Raw genomic sequence first — 2,942 nt, forward strand, 5'->3', positions numbered from 1 at the left:
CGGCGGCGGCCGGCGGATCTCAGCGCCGATCAGCGTGTGCTCTATCTGAGCCTGCGCCGGGAAGCGGTCGCGCCGACGGTGCGGCTGCGGTTCTGGGCGCTCGGCCTGCTGCTCGCGCTGGCGAGCGCCCTCGGCGTGGTGGGCGGATGGTGCGCGGCGGTGCTGCGATGACGGACAACTATCACGCCTTCCTAGCAGAGAAGCATCTCCGAGCCGAGGCGGTCGGATTGGCTGATCCGCCTCCGCTCTCCCCGAGGCTCTTTCCCTTCCAGCACGATGTCGTGCGCTGGGCGCTCCGCCGGGGTCGCGCCGCGATCTTCGCGGACTGCGGGCTCGGTAAAGGGTGGATGGCGCTCGAATGGGCGCGGGTGGTCGCGGACGTGACACGACAGCCGGTCCTGATCGTGGCGCCCCTCGCTGTCGCGCAGCAATTCCAGCGCGAGGGGCGGAAGCTCGGCGTCCCCGTCCACATCTGCCGGGACGCCGCCGATATCACCGACGGCGTGAACGTCACCAACTACGACCGCCTGCATCGGTTCGAGGACGTGACGCTTGGGGGCGTCGTGCTCGATGAGTCTTCGATCCTCAAGGATCATACGTCTGCGACCCGGAATGCCATCCTTGCCCGCTTCGCGGCGACGCCATTTCGGCTGGCCTGCACTGCGACGCCCGCGCCCAACGACCACATGGAGCTTGGGAACCATGCCGAATACCTGGGTACGCTCTCGCGCCAGGAAATGCTGGCGACGTTCTTCTGCCACGACGGCGGGGAAACGCAGGCGTGGCGGCTGAAAGGGCACGCAGAGCGGGACTTCTGGCGCTGGGTCGCGTCGTGGGCGGTCTGCGTCCGGTACCCGAGCGACCTCGGCTACGAAGATGGCGACTATCGCCTGCCGCCGCTCCATCTCCACGAGCATCGGGTGGCGACGAGCAACGCACTCGCGCAGGAATCCGGACTACTCTTTGCGGTCGAGGCGCAGACACTCGACGCCCAGCGGGCTGCGCGGAAAGCGAGTCTCGAGGATCGCGTCGCCATCGCCGCTGAGCTCGCGAATCGTTCGCGGGAGCCGTGGATTCTCTGGTGCGACCTCAACGTCGAGTCGGAAGCGCTGGCGCGGTCGGTCCCGGGGGCCGTCGAGGTGCGCGGCTCGGATGATCCCGAGACAAAAGAGTCGCGGCTGGCCGACTTCTCGGAGGGGCGGCTCCGGGTGCTCGTGACGAAGCCGTCAATCGCCGGGCACGGGATGAATTGGCAGCACTGCGCGCACGTCGCTTTCGTTGGGCTCTCGCACTCGTTCGAGGCGTACTATCAAGCGCTCCGGCGCACCTATCGGTTTGGGCAGACGCGGCCGGTCCATGTCCACATCATCACCAGCACTGGCGAGGGCGCCGTGCTCGCGAATCTCAAGCGGAAGCAGGCGGAAGCGGAGACGTTGCACGCCGAGCTGGTCGCGCACCTTGAGGATTTCACCGCCGTGAAAGCGGCTGGGCGGGAGCTGGCAACCTATCGCCCGCACCAACCGCTCACTATCCCCCCATGGCTTATCTCGGAGGCGGCATGACGCAGGTACTCGATCAAACGGTGACGGAGCGGTTCACGATGATCCAGGGCGACTGTGTGGAGGTCGTGCGCGGGCTCCCTGATGCCTCGATCCACTATACGATCTTTTCGCCGCCGTTCGCGTCGCTCTACACGTATTCGGATAGCGAGCGCGACATGGGCAACTGCCGCGACCATCGGGATTTTGCGGAGCACTTCGCGTTCCTCGTCCCCGAGCTGCTCCGGGTGACGATGCCGGGACGGCTGCTCTCGTTCCACTGCATGAATCTTCCCACGTCCAAGGCGCGCGATGGCGTGATCGGGATCACGGACTTTCGCGGCGATCTCATCCGCGCGTTCGTCGCGGCGGGATGGATCTATCACTCGGAAGTCTGCATCTGGAAAGACCCCGTGACGGCAATGCAGCGGACGAAGGCGCTCGGGCTGCTGCACAAGCAGATCAAGAAAGACTCCTGCATGTCCCGGCAGGGCATCGCGGATTACCTCGTGACCATGCGGAAGCCAGGCGACAATCCCGAGCGTGTCACGCACACGAACGCGAGCTTCCCGGTGGAGCGGTGGCAGCAATACGCCTCGCCCGTTTGGATGGACATCGATCCGTCGGACACGTTGCAGCATCGGAGCGCGCGGGAGGAGAAGGACGAGCGGCATATCGCCCCGCTGCAGCTCCAGGTAATCGCCCGGGCGCTCGAGCTCTGGACGAATCCCAACGACATCGTGTTGTCGCCGTTCGGCGGCATCGGCTCCGAGGGGTACGTCGCGCTTGAGCATGGGCGGCGCTTTGTCGGGATCGAGCTCAAGCGATCGTACTACACGCAGGCCGTCGCGAATCTCCTGAGTCAACGGTCGCAGGGAACCTTGTTTTCGGGAGGTGTCGCATGATGCCGTCCCCCGCGGATGCCGTGATTCTGGAAGTCTCGGAGCAGATCGCCGGGGCGGATCGCCGCTATGGCCCCTTCGCCTCGACGCACGAAGCCTATGGCGTGTTGGCCGAGGAAGTGGCCGAGCTGCTCGCCGCGATCGGCGCGAACAAGCTCGAATCCATCCGCCTCGAAGCCATCCAGGTGGCGGCCGTGGCGCTGCGGCTGGCGTACCACTGCCGCGATCATGCGGCCTTTGAGGCGCGCAGTACAAAATAACCGACGCCGCTCACGGTAACGGCCGCGTCGGCCGGCCGGGGCATGGGGCTCCGGCCGGAACTTTCCCTACGTTGCGAATTAGGAGGAGGGGGATCGGATGAAAAAACTGATGATGGCGTACCTGGCCGGCGTGGGGAGCGTGCTCGCCTACGCCGTCCACTGCGGCCCGGACGCGATCGTCCAGGCCGGGCTCAAGCTCGGGGCGGTGCAGACGCACTACGCCTGGGACGCGCGGCCGATGC

Annotated in this window: 5 protein-coding genes; all 5 read left to right on the forward strand. The window is 66.3% G+C overall.

All coding sequences use genetic code 11. The annotated features are described in order from the left end of the window. Nucleotides 1-171, forward strand: a 171-nt coding sequence (locus IT293_20430; protein MCC6767030.1) for a hypothetical protein, incomplete at its 5' end; no start/stop codon positions are given. After that, complete coding sequence (locus IT293_20435; protein MCC6767031.1) at nt 168-1,562, forward strand: DEAD/DEAH box helicase; 1,395 nt, start codon at nt 168-170, stop codon at nt 1,560-1,562. The genes IT293_20430 and IT293_20435, both read left to right, overlap by 4 nt. Beyond that, nucleotides 1,559-2,443: a site-specific DNA-methyltransferase gene (locus tag IT293_20440; protein ID MCC6767032.1), complete on the forward strand. Its 885-nt coding sequence runs from the start codon at nt 1,559-1,561 to the stop codon at nt 2,441-2,443. The genes IT293_20435 and IT293_20440 overlap by 4 nt, the downstream gene beginning before the upstream one ends. Beyond that, complete coding sequence (locus IT293_20445) at nt 2,440-2,700, forward strand: hypothetical protein (GenBank protein ID MCC6767033.1); 261 nt, start codon at nt 2,440-2,442, stop codon at nt 2,698-2,700. The genes IT293_20440 and IT293_20445 overlap by 4 nt, the downstream gene beginning before the upstream one ends. Nucleotides 2,701-2,797: 97 nt before the next feature. Next, the coding region (locus IT293_20450; protein ID MCC6767034.1) for a hypothetical protein at nt 2,798-2,942 on the forward strand (145 nt) is incomplete at its 3' end.

It is taken from the genome of Deltaproteobacteria bacterium (assembly GCA_020848745.1).
Taxonomy (GTDB): Bacteria; Desulfobacterota; Binatia; order UTPRO1; family UTPRO1; genus UTPRO1.

Bases quoted from the DNA above. Each gene is read 5' to 3' on its own strand.
- IT293_20435 (MCC6767031.1), top strand. From the start codon at position 168: ATGACGGACAACTATCACGCCTTCCTAGCAGAGAAGCATCTCCGAGCC.
- IT293_20445 (MCC6767033.1), top strand. From the start codon at position 2,440: ATGATGCCGTCCCCCGCGGATGCCGTGATTCTGGAAGTCTCGGAGCAG.
- IT293_20440 (MCC6767032.1), top strand. From the start codon at position 1,559: ATGACGCAGGTACTCGATCAAACGGTGACGGAGCGGTTCACGATGATC.